Below are 12,599 nucleotides of genomic sequence, written 5' to 3' on the forward strand. Positions count from 1 at the left end.
ACCGGGTCACCGTCTGCCCGCAGCGCATCAGCGCAATCGCCGCCGCCGCTCTCGTATTGACCTCACTCGACCGCGGAACCAAGTGAGAAAACCTCAGTACAGGCCCGGGTCGGGGAACTGGATCCGGTAGGTGAAGCTGCCCCCCACCGGGATCGGGGCCTGCGTCTCCTGCGGAACCCCGTCGTAGCGGTTCCCGAGGCGCAGTCCGTGCCAGTGCACGGTCGTGTCGACGTCGGCGTCGTTGGTGACGTGGACTGCGATCTCCGAGCCCTGCGGCACTCTCAGGGTGGGTCCGGGGACCGAGCCGTTGTAGCCGAGCACGCGCACGGTGGTTCCGGCGAGCCGCTTGGCGAGCGGGCCCAGCCGGAGGTCGAGCGTGTCCCCGTCGGCCAGCTCGAGCACCCGCGGGCGGGTGGCCTCGGGTAGGCCGGTGGTGTCGGTGGAGAAGAAGGTGTCCATGGCGGTTCCTCCTGAGACTGTTGCTGGGGAAGGCGTGGCGCCGTCGACGCTCCTGTCGACGGCGAAGCCGGCGGCGCCGATGGCGGCGGCGACCGCGCTGGGGGCCGCCGGACCGGTCACGTGGACCGTTCGGGCGGCGAGGTCGACCTCGAGGATCTGCACGCCCGGGACGTCGCTGACCCGGGCACTGATCGCCCGTACCGACTGCCGCGAGTTCATCGCCGGGACGTGGATCGAGATCATGGCCTTCTCCTGCGCAGGTTGGTCGGTGCAGACCTTGCGCAGGCGCGCTGTCCAGATGCTGTCCGACCGCTGACCGGACTTCCCCGGCCGGCCGCCATCTCGTTGTCCGTGCTGCGGGTGCGAGTCAGAATCGGCGCCGCGACAGGCCGATCGGACCGGGAGGCACGCGCATGGAGATCCGCGTCCTGGGGCCGGTCGAGGTGATCGTCGAAGGGCAGCTCCGATCACTGCCTGGTGGTGGGGAACGGGAGTTGCTCGCAGTGCTGGCGTTGTCGGCGGGCCGGGTGGTGGCCGTCCCCGCCCTGATCGATGCGCTGTGGGGCGAGGATCTTCCGGGCAATCCGGGCAACGCGTTGCAGGTGCGGGTGTCCAAGCTGCGGCGTGGCTTGAGCCTGGCCGGCGTGGACGGCGCGGTGCTCGTCACCCGCCCGCCGGGGTACCTGCTCGACGTCGATCCGCAGTGCGTCGACGCGATCCGCTTCGCCGGTCTGGTGGAGCGGGCTCGCGCCGCTGTCGGCGCGGATCCGGCCATTGCGGCGCGGCTGTACCGGGAGGGGCTGGCGTTGTGGCGCGGCGCCGCGCTGGCCGAGTTCGCCGACGCCCGGTGGGCCGCACCGGAGGTGACGCGGCTGGCCGAGCTGCATCTGGCGGCCCGCGAAGAGGTCATCGACCTGGAGCTGGCGGCCGGCCGGCACGCCGACGTCCTGGCGGAGCTGGAGGCGTTGACCGCCGCTCATCCGTTGCGTGAGCGGCTGCACGCCCGGCTGATGCTCGCCCTCTATCGCGCCGGGCGGCAGGCCGACGCGCTGGCGGCCTATCAGCGAGCCCGGGCGGTGCTGGACGCGGAGCTCGGCCTGGCGCCCGGCGCCGAGCTGCGCGGGCTGCAGGAGGCGATCCTGCAGCAGCGTGCCGACCTGCGGGCACCCGCCCGCGTCACCACCGCTCCCGCGCCACCGCCCCGCGGAGCGCGGACGCTGCCGCCCCGGCTGACGTCGTTCCTCGGCCGCGAGGACGATCTGCAGCGCGTCGGCGCGCTGCTGCAGGTCCACCGGCTGGTCACCGTCACCGGACCCGGCGGTGTCGGCAAGACCAGCCTTGCCGTGGAGGCGGCTCGCGGCGCCGGGGCCGGCGTGCCGGACGGCATCGGGTTCGCCCGCCTGGCCGGCGTCACCGACCCGGGCCAGGTGCCGCACGCCGTCCTGGCCGCCTTCGACGTCCGGGACGTGCCGACGGCGACGGCCGAGGACCAGTTGCTCGGTCACCTCCGTGAGCGTGCCGCACTCGTGGTCCTGGACAACTGCGAGCACCTCGCCGATGCGTGCGCGTCGCTCGCCGAACAGCTGCTGGAGTCCTGCCCGCAGATCCGGCTGCTTGCCACGAGCCGGGAGCCGCTCGCCGCGCGCGGCGAGGTCCAGTACGCGTTGGAGCCCTTGCCTGTGCCCGCCGACGACGGGCTGCCGGGCGATCTGGCGGCCAGCACCGCCGTCCAGCTCTTCGTCGACCGGGCGCGCAGCGCGGTGCCCGGCTTCGGCCTGCGCGAGGACAACGCGGCCGCCGTTGCCGCGGTGTGCCGGCACCTCGACGGCATCCCGCTGGCGCTCGAGCTCGCCGCCGCCCGCGTCGCTGCACTTCCGGTCGGTGAGCTGGCCCGGCGGATGGGCGACCGGTTCACGCTGCTGACGACGGGCCCACGCACCGCGGAAGCGCGCCAGCGCACCTTGAAGGCGACCGTCGACTGGAGCTACCAGCTGCTGACCGAACCGGAGCGGGTGCTGCTGCGCCGGTTGTCGGTGTTCCGCGGCGGCTGGACGCTGGACGCGGTGCCGGCCGTCGCCGGCGGCGCTTCCCTGGACCGTGCCGCCGTGGTCGACCTCCTCGGCCGGCTGGTCGGCCGGTCCTTGGTCGTCGTCGACCGAGTCGTCGTCGACGACGACGCCGGCCCGCGTTACCACCTGCTGGAGACCATCCGGGAGTACGCCTACGAGCGGCTGATGGAGTCCGGTGAGGAGGAGCAGGTCGCCCGGGCACACGTCCGGTACCTCACCTCGCTGGCCGAAGAGGCAGAGGCGGAGCTGCGCAGCGACGGCCAGGCCCGGTGGCTGCGTCGGCTCGCCGTGGAACGGGACGACGTCGACGCGGCGCTGGCCTGGTGCACCGAGCATGCCGCGGCGGAGCCCGACGCGGGCCTGCGACTGGTCGGCGCGCTGGGCTGGTACTGGTACTTCGCCACCCGGCCCGACGGCGGGCAACGGGTCGCCGCCATGCTGGCGGCCGCCCCGGCGGGCGCGCCGGAGGCGAAGGCACGGGCTCTGCAGGCACTCGCTGTCGCCGGACGGCCCGGAGCCTGCATCGTCCACCCCGCCCCCGACTGCGCAGCCGCCGTCGAGGTGAGCCGCAGGCTGTTCGCCGAACTCGGCGACGACTTCCGGACCGCACTGTCGGACACCCTGCTCGCCGTGGAGGCCATCGGGCATCCGGACCCGGCCGCGGGATTTCGGCTACTGACCGAGGCTGACCAGGAGTTCGCCCGGGACGGGGACGCCTGGTGCTCGGCGCTCGTGGATTTCGTGCGCATGGAACTGCACGCCGCCGAGGGGAACCTGTCCGAGGCCACGTCGGTCGGCCACCGGGCCCTGGCGGCCTTCCGCGCGCTGGGGGACTCGTGGGGTGTCTCGGCCATCCAGTTCCACCTGGGCATGGCTCTGCACCGCGCCGGGAAGCTGGAGGAGGCCCTGACCCTGTACGAGGGAGCGCTGAACAGCGTCCGGGACGTCGGCCTGGCCAACACCGTCCAGTACGCCCTCGCCGGCGCCGGGCACGTGACGCTGCTGCTCGGCGACACCGACCGGGCCGCCCGCCTGTTCAGCGAATCGCATGCCGGGGCCCGGCAACTCGGCGCCGAAGGCAACCCGCGGGCAGCTGTGGGCGAAGGTCTGCTCGCGTGCGAGCGCGGTGACTTCTCCGCGGCACGGGAGCACTTCGCGTGGGCGCAACGCATGCTGGCCGGCGTCAGCGAGCCGGAGTGGACGGCGACCGCCCTGGTAGGCCTCGGCCACGTCGCCGAGCGGGAGGGGGACCTCGCCGGTGCCGAGTCCTTCCATCGTCTGGCGTGGCAGACCGCCCCCGGCCACGCCGCCGCCCTCGAGGGCCTGGCGTGTGTCGCCGCCGCCCGTGGGGACGCCGCGGCTGTGGCACGCCTGCTCGGTGCGGCGGCCCGGTGGCGGGAGATGCGGCACCGACCCGCCTCCCGGCTGGAGCAGTTGGACGTCGACCGGGCCGAGCGCCACGCCCGAGCGCAGCTCGGCGACGCGGCCTACCAAGCTGCGCACGCAGCGGGCGCAGCCCGGCCGGAGGCCGTGGAGCTGGACAGCGCTGCCGCGGACTGCTGACGTCGACGGCCGCCGCGCCTCTGGGCGGCGGCTGGCCTCGTCGAGTCGTCACGTGCTTGCTATCAGCGGTGGGCGGTGCCCTTGTCCCGCCCGTGACGTGTCATCGAGTACCCGCGCCTCCGGCGCCATCACCTCCACCGCACGGCGGGCCGGCCGCTCGCGTACCGGCATGATCGCGCGTCCCACATCGGCTCACTGACGCGGGTGGACACGCGGTGAACAACGTCTGGACATTTCTGCATCGGTCTTCCGCGCCGGTATCACTGGGCGGGCTGGAGCTCGCTCTCGACGAGCCACTTGTGGTTGGTCATCGTCATGCCGTTGATCACGGTGTCGACCATGTAGACGGTCTCGTCGGTCGAGCTCTCGATCGTCGCCTCGGCGCCGTCCATGCCGGTCATGTGATCGGCGTCCAGGACGACCTCGGTGCCATTCTCGAGGGGTGGCTCCCCGGGGTCCTCCAGCTCCTCGTGGACGACCCACTTGTGGTCGGTGACGGGCGGACCGCCAGTGGTCGGCGCGAAGGTCACCGAGTACGCCGTCGTGTCGAAGGCGCCGGAGATCCTCGCCCCCGCCCCCTGCATGCCCGGCATGTGGTCGGCGGTGATGGTGACCGTCGTGCCGACGGGGTACGTGGGATCGGTCGCCGTCTCGATCCCCTCGGGCGGAGGACCACCGTGGGGATTGTGCTGAGGCCCGGAGCCACCGCCGGTCTGCTGGTGTGCCGAGCCCCATCGGCTGACTTCCGCAGGCCGTGTTCGTCTGGGTACCGCCCGATCCAGCGCGCCGACGGACGGCTGAAGTAGGGCTTCGGCGTCTGATCCAGGCACCGTCCACCGACACTCCCTGCCGAACTCGGCTGATGGGGGCCGGCAGCACGTGTTGATCACGGTGCCTGACTCCAGGGGCCGACGATCGGTACACCGCGCAGCAGCGAGCACCCTGTACGCGTGACCAACGACGAAGCCGAGACAGCGGCCGTTGTCGAGCTCGAACGGCTGCTCCTCCGTCCTGACATTCGTGCCGACCGCCACCGAGTAGAGGTGCTGCTGCACCAGGACTTCCAGGAGTTCGGCGCCTCGGGCCGCGTCTGGGATCGGGAGGCGATCGTCGATGCGCTGGCAGCGGACCCAGCGGCCCCTGGGCCTGCTGAGGCGTTCGCACCGGTGCGGCTCGCTGAGGACGTCGTCCTCCTCACCTACCGCGTGAGCGGAGAAGCCGGCTCGCTGCGCAGCTCGCTGTGGGTGCGCGACACTGCGGCAGGCTGGCAGCTGCGCTTCCATCAGGGCACGCGGATGCCGGCCTGAGCCCGCCGAACCAGGCACCGGTCATCAACGCTTGCTGCCGAGTCCGCCTCATGGTGTGTACGGACGAATGGGTCCGAGGTGCGGCCGCCGCGGCGTGCCGACACTCCGTGGACGTGTGACCGGTGGAGCTGAGAGGCGGCCGGAGGCCGGGACGAGGAGTCACGGGATGACGCGGTATTCGATCTCGTTCGATGACGGCGCGATGACGTTCCCGGCGCAGGACCTGCGCACCGTGGCCAAGGCCGCGCACGAGGTGGTCCAGGAGGCGGAAGACGCCGGCGCGTGGGTCTTGGGTGGCGGAGTGGAAAGCCAGAGGGCGAGCGTCGTGGCCACCGACGGGAGGGTCACCGACCGCCCGTACCCGGAGACCAAGGCGGTCCTCGGCGGGTTCGCAATCGTCGACGTGTCCTCACGCGAAGAGGCGCTGGAGTGGGCTGCCAAGATCGCCTCGGCGTGCCGCTGTGCGCAAGAGGTGCGGGGGCTCCTGCCCGACCCGACCGTCTGATCGACGCACACCCGCGGCGTCCGCAGCGGACGGCGTCGTCGCGCGGGACCACGCCGAGCCGGACCGTCGCGCGGACTCTCCACCGTCTGCGGCGCCACCCGGAAGACGTTCCAGACCCGGTTCTGGGCGGCCCGACCGATGTTCGGTCCGCCGCGGTGTCCTCGAGGAGGCCCCTTCGCCGGGGGAGCGGCTATCGGCGTGGACGCGGTCCGGCAGCTCAACGGGCATGACGGTTCAGCTCTGCGTCATTCGCGCCAGGATCGCGGTGGTCGTCGCATGGAGTACCCCTATCCGGGCCGCCTCCTCCAGGTGCAGCGGGCACAGACCGGAGATCGCGTCCTGGACGATCAGCGTCCGGTAGTCGTGCTCGCTCGCCCCGTACACGGTCGCCCGGGGACAGTTGGCGTAATTGCACCCGGCGACCACGACGGTGCTGACGTCGAGTGCACGCAGGTGAGCGTCCAGGGGCGTGCGGTGGAAGGCTCCCCAGCGCGGCTTCCACATCGCCCATTCCCCGGGCCCGAGGGGTTGCAGCTCACCGGCCAGCAGCTCGCGAGGCGACAGCCGAGCGTCGGGAGCAGGTCGCAGATCAGGAGCGATCTGCGACCCCGGGGAGCCGGGGCGTACTACCGGAGCCCCCGAGGCGATCAGCGTGCGGCGCGACAGGTCGACGTCATCGCCCTCGTAGAGACGGACGACGTGTACGACGGGACGGCCGGCGGCCCGGAAGCCACGGACGAGGCGCGAGATGGTCGGCACGACGGCGCTGGTGCCGGCGACGGGGCTGCTGCCCCCGTCGAGGAAGTCGATCTGCGTGTCGATCACCAGCAGCGCGGACCGATCCGGCTCGGGGGCGAGGTGCGCGTCGACGTCCGCCGGCCAGCCGGGTACCACGGCGTCACCTCCCGTCGGACGACGACTGCCGAGGACGACCGAGGAACGGCCCGGTCTCGTAGCGCCTTGACCTGCACCGACGCGCCCACCATGATGCCGGACGTGATGTGGATCACTCAAACGACCGTCATGCGCCATCCCTCTCTAGCGACGGCCCGGACGCCAGGATCCGCTCGATGAGGCTGGTGTCGTTCCACGGCGACGGCGACGGCGACGGCGACGGCGGCCTGCGGCTCGGTGTCGAGACCGGCGCCGGCGTCGCCGACGTCACCGAGGCCGCCGGGGACGGCAGTCGGGCATCGGTGCGGTCGCTCGCCGGCGGGGGCCAGGAGGCGCTGGAGTGGCTGCGGGGGGCGGCCGATTCGGCCTCGGACGTCGTCCCCATCGAGCAGCTCCGACTCGCGCCCGCAGTGCCCGACGCAGGCAAGATCATCTGTGTCGGCCTGAACTACCGCAAGCATGCCGCGGAAGGCGGCATGCCGGTGCCGGAGCGCCCGATCTACTTCGCCAAGTACGCGAACAGCCTGGCCGCCTCCGGCGAGGCGGTGGTCATTCCCGCCGTCACGGAGAAGGCCGACTACGAGATCGAGCTGGTGGCCGTGATCGGACGGCGCGCCAGGAAGGTGAGCGCGGACCGCGCGCTGGAGCACGTGTTCGGGTACGCGACCGGGAACGACCTGTCCGCGCGGGAACTGCAGATGCGCAGCACGCAGTGGATGTACGGCAAGGCGATCGACGGCTTCGCGCCGCTGGGACCCTACGTGGTGACCAGCGACGAGGTCCCCGACCCACAGGCGCTGGACCTGCAGTGCCGGGTCAACGGCGAGCTCCGCCAGAGCTCCAACACCAGGGACATGGTGTTCTCCGTGGCCGAACTGGTGAGCGACCTGTCCCAGGTCATGACCCTGGAGCCGGGCGACGTCATCTACACCGGCACGCCGGAGGGCGTGATCCTCGGCATGGCCGAGCAGGTCTGGCTGCAGCCCGGCGACGAAGTGGTCTGCGAGATCCAGGGCCTGGGGCGCCTGGTGACCCCGCTGGTGGCCGACCCCGGCTGAGCGCACCCCAGCGCTGGCACTGGTCAGCAACACCGCCGTAGCCGGTGGCGGCGCACCACACCCCGCACTACCGAGGAGAACTCTCGTGGAACCGTCGATCCTGTCGCTGCTGCCAGCTCTCGTGACGATCATCCTGGCGATCGCCACCCGGCGGATCCTGATCTCCCTCGGCGTCGGCATCGTGCTCGGGGCCCTGATGTACGCCGAGTGGGACGTCCTCGCCGCCCTCGAGTTCGTCCGGGAGGCGGCCTCGGGGCTCATCGTCGCCGACGGCGAGATCGCCGAGGAGGTCTACATCCTCGGCGCCGTCGTCCTCATCGGCGTCCTGTCCTCGCTCATCTACGTGTCCGGCGGTCTGCTCGCCTTCGCGTCCTGGGCCGTGCGGCGGGTCCGCACCCGCACCCAGGCGCAGTTCGTCCCGGTCGTGACGGGCATCGTGATCTTCTTCGACGACGCGTTCAGCAGCCTGGTCGGCGGCACCGTGAGCCGCTCGATCACCGACCAGCACCGCGTCTCCCGCGCCAAGCTGTCCTACCTGGTCGACTCGACCGCGGCTCCGGTGATCATCCTGGTCCCCATCTCCGGCTGGGCCGCCTTCATCGCCGCGACCATGACCGGCATCCTCGACGAGAACGAGGTCGACGGGCTCCACGGGTACGAGGCGTACCTGCAGTCCATCCCGGCGATGCTGTACCCGATCACCGCCCTGCTGCTGGTCGTCGCGGTGGCGTGGTTCAGCATCGACATCGGCCCCATGCGCCGGCACGAGCAGCGGGCGATCGAGCAGAACGTGCTGTTCGACCCCGCGCACGGCCTTCCGCCGGGTGAGACGGACCGCAACCTGCCGGTGCGCGAGGGCGGCCGCGTCCGCGACCTGGTCTGGCCCATCCTGACCCTGATCGCGGTCACGGTCGTCGGCGCACTGTGGATCGGCATCGCCGGGGCCGAGGGCTCGCTGGCGCCCATGGACATCCTGGCCGCCACCGACGTCATCCTGGCGCTGTTCTACGGCACCATCGCGGCCTGCCTCGTGGCCGCCGCCATGCTGCTGGTCCGGCGGACACCGGGCCGCGTGATCGGCAAGGCCGCGGTGTCCGGGGTGCGCTCCATGCTCTTCGCGGCCGCGGTGCTCTTCCTGGCCTGGATCACGGCAGAGGTGATCGGAGAGCTCGGCATCGGCGAGTACCTGGCCGGAGTGATCGACGAGGCCCTGCCACTGGCCTTGTTGCCGGTCATCCTCTTCGTGCTGGCCTCGTTCATCGCCTTCTCCATCGGCAGCACGTTCGGGACCTTCGGTCTGCTGCTCCCGATCGCGGCGGAGATCGCGCTCTCCCTCGACAGCGCGCTGCTCATCCCGGTATTCGGGGCGGTGCTCGCCGGGGCGATCTTCGGCGACCACACGTCGCCGCTGTCCGACACCACGATCCTGTCCTCGATCGGCTCCGGGGTGCACCTCATCGACCACGTCACCACCCAGCTTCCGTACGCCCTGGTAGCCGCGGCGGCGTCGGCGGTGGGCTACCTCGTCTCCGGCCTCACGGAGAGCACCGGCCTCGGGCTCCTGGCTGCGGTGACTGCCCTCGCACTGGCCGTCCTCCTGCTGAAGGGGCGTAGCGCCGTCCGGGGTGCTGAGTCGGAGAGCGCGCCGCAGGTGGGCGAGGTCAAGGGCTGAGCGCTGGGCGGTGGAAGGACGCCGCGAGGTCGTAGCGGTAGGTGGCTTCGTCCAGGGGGAGGTCAGTGATGGTGGCCTCCCCGCCGCGGCAACCGGCGCCCGGACGGAGGACCGGTGATCACGGGTTCACCGCTGAGGGCCCGATCCACCCGGGCCCGGTCCAGCTTGTCCGCCCCGCGCAGCGATCCGGTCGCGGGTCTGCCTCCCGACACCGTGTAGACGCGGCGGGCCGGTTGGGCGCACGACGGGCATGGGGCGGCCTGCGCGGCGTCCTGCATGTCGCGTCGCAGGTCGAACGGACCGCAGCGGGGACAACGGAACTCGTACAGCGGCACGGGTGGCTCCTGCCTGACGGGGGGTCGGGCCGGAACGGCGGCATCCCGCCGTCCCGGCCCTCGGGGATGGGTCAGTCCGCGACCAGCTCCCGGCCTCCGCCGGTGCTCTCCGGCAGGAGGTTACGGTCGAAGATCGACAAGGGGATGCTGAGCGAGACCGCACTGTTCGGGATGTCCACGACGCCGCCGATCCGGCCGTCGATGGGGGCGGCCCCGAGGAACAGGTAGGCCTGCTCGAAGGTCCAGTCCATCGCCGGCATCAGGAAGTTGATCGCGTTCAGGCAGGCCTGTCGGTAGGCGACGGTGGCGTTCATGTAGTAGTTCCGACCGTCTTCGACACTGATTCCCTCGAAGGTCAGGAATTCCGAGTAGTTCGGGCCGACGCGTCCGGGCTTGAAGAACGGCATGTTGGTCTTGTACCGGTCCATCCCGCCCTTGATGAGATCGAAGTGCAGGTCGATGAAGCCGGGCATCTCGATGGCACCGCAGAAGGTGATCTCCCCGTCGCCCTGGGCGAAGTGGAGGTCCCCGATCGAGAACAGTCCGCCTGGGACGAACACCGGCATGTAGACCCGGCTGCCGACCCCGAGGTCCTTGATGTCGACGTTGCCGCCGTGTTCCCGCGGGGGAATCGTGCGGCAGGCCTCGGCAGCGGCCCGCTCGAAGTCCGCCCCGCTCAGCCGGCCGAGAAGGGCATCCTTGGGCAGCGGCGGGAGCGCCAGCGCCGGAACCTGCGGTGCGCCGGGCGTCTCGCCGCCGTGCGCGGGGATGTCGCCGGTCACCCGGTCGGGGTTCTGGTCGATCAACGCCTGTTCGCGGCGGTTCCACTCGGCCAGCAGATCAGCGGAGGGTGCACAGCCGAACAGCCCCGGGTGGGAGTTGCCGATGAAGCGCACCCCCGGCACGTGGCGGCTGCTCGTCCAGATCCCGTCGAGATCCCAGATCGCCTTGGACGCCTGCGGCGAGTAGTCCGTGAGGAAGCCGCCGCCGTTCTCCTTGGCGAAGATGCCGGTGTACCCCCACGGCTGTTCCTGGAACGGACCGATGTTGACGATGTCGACGACGAGGATGTCGCCCGGCTCGGCCCCGTCGATCGCGATCGGGCCGCTCAGGACGTGGCAAGGATCGATGTTCATGTCGCGGATGTCGTCGGCGTCGTCGCTGTTGCGGACCTGGTCGTCGGTCCAGTCCTTGCACTCGATGCGGTAGGTGTTCCCCGGGGGGACCGTGTTGGCCGGCGGGATGTCCGGGTGCCAGCGGTTGTGACCGGGAACGGACTGTTCGGCCATGGGGACGCTGAGGTCCCGGTTGATCTCGAAGATGACGTCAGGCACTGGGGACTCCTCGGAGGGTGCGGCAGGTTCGGGCAGGACAACGGGCGGGCCCGCTTTTTCCTGGCGCGGTTGCGTTCTCACGGGCGCCAGGGCTCCCGTGACGCCGGTGCGTCGCCGTGCTCAGAAGCTGGACCGGGGAACGCCCATGCCGGGGTCGATCCGGGCCGGCCCGGACGCCGACGGAGCGACGTCGAAGTCGAAGATCGCGGTGGGGATGTACACCGTCGAGCACGAGTTGGGGATGTCGACGACCCCTGAGAGCCGGCCCTCGATCGGCGCTGCCCCGAGGATCATGTAGGCCTGCTCCGGGCTGTAGCCGAACGTGGTCAGGTAGTCGATCGCGTGGAGACAGGCCCGCTGGTAGGACAGGTGGGAGTCCAGATAGTGCTGCTGGTCGTCCAGGGTCACCGAGGTGCCGGAGAACGCCAGCCACCGCTCGTACCTCGGATCGACGTTGCCGGGCATGAAGATGGCGTTCTCACCCACGCCGTAGGTCTCCATGCCGCCGGAGATGAGATCGACGTGCAGGTCCATGAAGCCGCCCATCTCGATGGCCCCACAGAAGGTGATCTCGCCGTCCCCCTGCGAGAAGTGCAGGTCGCCCATCGACAGTTTGGCTCCCTCGACGAACACCGGGTAGAAGACCCGGCTGCCCTGGGTCAGGTTCTTGATGTCCTGGTTGCCCCCGTTCTCCCGGGGCGGCGCGGTCCGGGCGGCCTCGGCCGCCGCGCGCTCGAAGTCCGCTCCCTCCAACCGCCCGAGGATCGCGTCCTGCGCCAGCGGGGGAAGGGCCAGCGGCGGCACGCGGTCGGGGTCGGTGGCGATGAGGTCGGCTTCGCGCCGGTTCCAGCGCGCCAGGAGCTCCGCTGACGGCGCGGTGCCCATCAGGCCGGGGTGGACGATCCCGGTGAAGGAGACGCCGGGAAGGTGCCGGGACGTCGCCTTCTGACCCGAGAAGTCCCAGATGACCTTGTATGCGTCGGGGAACTGCTCGGTGAGGAAGCCGCCGCCGTTCTGGGTCGCGAAGATGCCCGTGTAGCCCCAGCCCTGTCCGGCGAGCGGGCCGGAATCCTCCTGCGGGATCGGGCCGACGTCGAGGATGTCCACGATCAGGAGGTCACCGGGCTGCGCGCCCTCCACGCGGATGGGGCCGCTGAGGACGTGCACGGTCGAGAGCGGCGCGTCACGGACGTCGTCGGCTGAGTCGTCGTTGTGGATGGCCCCGTCGAACCATTCACGGCAGTGCACACGGAAGGACTCCCCGGGGCGGACGGTCACCTCGGTCGGGATGTCTGGATGCCAGCGGTTGTGGCCGAGGTACTTCTGTTCGGTGAATTTCTTGGTGGAGTCGAGCGGGAACACGACGTCCGGCATGGCTGACCTCCTCGCGACGATGGGAATCC

At 71.2% G+C, this 12,599-nt stretch carries 11 protein-coding genes; 5 read left to right on the forward strand and 6 right to left on the reverse strand.

Going from position 1 to position 12,599, the window contains the following annotated elements; translation table 11 throughout:
* Positions 1–93: 93 nt before the first annotated feature.
* Entirely contained in the window at positions 94–702 is a 609-nt protein-coding gene (locus CHB94_RS22325; RefSeq protein ID WP_089338759.1) for a multicopper oxidase domain-containing protein, read from the reverse strand.
* A 170-nt stretch (positions 703–872) separates the two neighbouring features.
* On the opposite strand from CHB94_RS22325, the gene CHB94_RS22330 reads away from it, so the two are divergent.
* Positions 873–4,091, forward strand: coding sequence for an AfsR/SARP family transcriptional regulator (locus CHB94_RS22330; protein ID WP_089338760.1), 3,219 nt, complete (start codon positions 873–875; stop codon positions 4,089–4,091).
* A gap of 260 nt (positions 4,092–4,351) precedes the next feature.
* On the opposite strand, the gene CHB94_RS26420 is transcribed toward CHB94_RS22330, so the two are convergent.
* Positions 4,352–5,146, reverse strand: coding sequence for a YdhK family protein (locus CHB94_RS26420; RefSeq protein ID WP_254920855.1), 795 nt, complete (start codon positions 5,144–5,146; stop codon positions 4,352–4,354).
* Between CHB94_RS26420 and CHB94_RS22340 the strand changes: the two genes are divergently transcribed.
* Together CHB94_RS22340 and CHB94_RS22345 are read left to right on the forward strand one after the other, a co-directional pair.
* Entirely contained in the window at positions 5,042–5,398 is a 357-nt protein-coding gene (locus CHB94_RS22340; protein ID WP_089338761.1) for a nuclear transport factor 2 family protein, read from the forward strand. The genes CHB94_RS26420 and CHB94_RS22340 overlap by 105 nt on opposite strands.
* A 166-nt stretch (positions 5,399–5,564) precedes the next feature.
* The gene (locus tag CHB94_RS22345; RefSeq protein ID WP_089338762.1) at positions 5,565–5,903 is read left to right on the forward strand and encodes a YciI family protein; all 339 of its coding nucleotides are present in this window, start codon (positions 5,565–5,567) and stop codon (positions 5,901–5,903) included.
* 234 nt (positions 5,904–6,137) lie between these two features.
* Here the strand turns inward: CHB94_RS22345 and CHB94_RS22350 are convergent, their stop codons facing one another.
* Positions 6,138–6,797, reverse strand: a complete 660-nt coding sequence (locus tag CHB94_RS22350) for a cysteine hydrolase family protein (protein ID WP_217899442.1) — start codon at positions 6,795–6,797, stop codon at positions 6,138–6,140.
* A 176-nt stretch (positions 6,798–6,973) separates the two neighbouring features.
* Between CHB94_RS22350 and CHB94_RS22355 the strand changes: the two genes are divergently transcribed.
* Together CHB94_RS22355 and CHB94_RS22360 are read left to right on the forward strand one after the other, a co-directional pair.
* Complete coding sequence (locus CHB94_RS22355; RefSeq protein ID WP_089338764.1) at positions 6,974–7,855, forward strand: fumarylacetoacetate hydrolase family protein; 882 nt, start codon at positions 6,974–6,976, stop codon at positions 7,853–7,855.
* A gap of 85 nt (positions 7,856–7,940) precedes the next feature.
* The gene (locus tag CHB94_RS22360; protein WP_089338765.1) at positions 7,941–9,527 is read left to right on the forward strand and encodes a Na+/H+ antiporter NhaC family protein; all 1,587 of its coding nucleotides are present in this window, start codon (positions 7,941–7,943) and stop codon (positions 9,525–9,527) included.
* A 62-nt stretch (positions 9,528–9,589) separates the two neighbouring features.
* Here CHB94_RS22360 and CHB94_RS26840 read toward each other — a convergent pair whose 3' ends face one another.
* The 3 genes from CHB94_RS26840 to fmdA (CHB94_RS22375) all read right to left on the reverse strand — a co-directional run bounded on the left by CHB94_RS26840 (position 9,590) and on the right by fmdA (CHB94_RS22375) (position 12,570).
* Positions 9,590–9,862: an FmdB family zinc ribbon protein gene (locus CHB94_RS26840; RefSeq protein ID WP_176445693.1), complete on the reverse strand. Its 273-nt coding sequence runs from the start codon at positions 9,860–9,862 to the stop codon at positions 9,590–9,592.
* Positions 9,863–9,933: 71 nt separating this feature from the next.
* Entirely contained in the window at positions 9,934–11,196 is a 1,263-nt protein-coding gene (gene fmdA / locus CHB94_RS22370; protein WP_089338767.1) for a formamidase, read from the reverse strand.
* Between the two features lie 120 nt (positions 11,197–11,316).
* Positions 11,317–12,570 carry a formamidase gene (gene fmdA / locus CHB94_RS22375; protein ID WP_089338768.1) on the reverse strand — a complete coding sequence of 418 codons (1,254 nt, stop codon included), beginning with the start codon at positions 12,568–12,570 and terminating at the stop codon, positions 11,317–11,319.
* Between the last annotated feature and the right edge of the window lie 29 nt (positions 12,571–12,599).

This window comes from Blastococcus mobilis (assembly GCF_900188025.1).
Classification (GTDB): Bacteria; Actinomycetota; Actinomycetes; order Mycobacteriales; family Geodermatophilaceae; genus Blastococcus_B; species Blastococcus_B mobilis.

Bases quoted from the DNA above. Each gene is read 5' to 3' on its own strand.
- CHB94_RS22330 (WP_089338760.1), top strand. From the start codon at position 873: ATGGAGATCCGCGTCCTGGGGCCGGTCGAGGTGATCGTCGAAGGGCAG.
- CHB94_RS22345 (WP_089338762.1), top strand. From the start codon at position 5,565: ATGACGCGGTATTCGATCTCGTTCGATGACGGCGCGATGACGTTCCCG.
- fmdA (WP_089338768.1), bottom strand. From the start codon at position 12,570: ATGCCGGACGTCGTGTTCCCGCTCGACTCCACCAAGAAATTCACCGAA.
- CHB94_RS22355 (WP_089338764.1), top strand. From the start codon at position 6,974: ATGAGGCTGGTGTCGTTCCACGGCGACGGCGACGGCGACGGCGACGGC.
- CHB94_RS22325 (WP_089338759.1), bottom strand. From the start codon at position 702: ATGATCTCGATCCACGTCCCGGCGATGAACTCGCGGCAGTCGGTACGG.